This is a genomic window from Streptomyces doebereineriae (genome assembly GCF_031845645.1).
GTDB lineage: Bacteria > Actinomycetota > Actinomycetes > Streptomycetales > Streptomycetaceae > Streptomyces > Streptomyces canus.
This window is the reverse complement of the sequence record NZ_JAVREZ010000225.1, coordinates 1-466: the sequence shown is the minus strand read 5'-3', so window position 1 is coordinate 466 and position 466 is coordinate 1. Positions and strand designations below refer to the sequence as shown.

Below are 466 nucleotides of genomic sequence, written 5' to 3'. Positions count from 1 at the left end.
AAGCGATCGCCCACGAGCCGTTGCGGCTGCCTCCACCGGACAGCGAGCCGGTGATGAGCTCGCGGGTCGCGGCATCACCTGCCGCATACAGTCCGGGAACCGTTGTCGCGCAATCGGGTCCGACGAGCCGGAGACCGCCGGTGCCGCGCACCGATCCCTCGTACACCATCCGGATCGGGTAGGCGGTGGTGAACGGATCGATGCCGGCCTTGTCCAGCGGCAGGAAGTAGTTCGGCTGGGCGTCGCGCATGGTCTGGCGGATGTTCTCGGGTGCCCGGTCCAGCCGGGCGAACACCCGCTCGCCGCGGGTCAGGGCCCGCTGCGCATCCTGGCGCCCGCTCAGCCCGCGCTGGGTGGTGAACGGGCGACCGTGCTCGTCATAGAAGCTGCCCCACTGCAGCATTCGGCCTTTGGTGTGAACGCCCCATTCGGGGGCCAGCGCGTAGGCGGTGCAGAACTCCATTCC

The 466-nt window shown here is 69.3% G+C and carries 1 pseudogene; it reads right to left on the bottom strand.

Annotated features, from left to right (window positions below):
* Window positions 1-466: pseudogene (locus RNB18_RS51585) on the bottom strand (pyridine nucleotide-disulfide oxidoreductase); the annotation flags it as partial.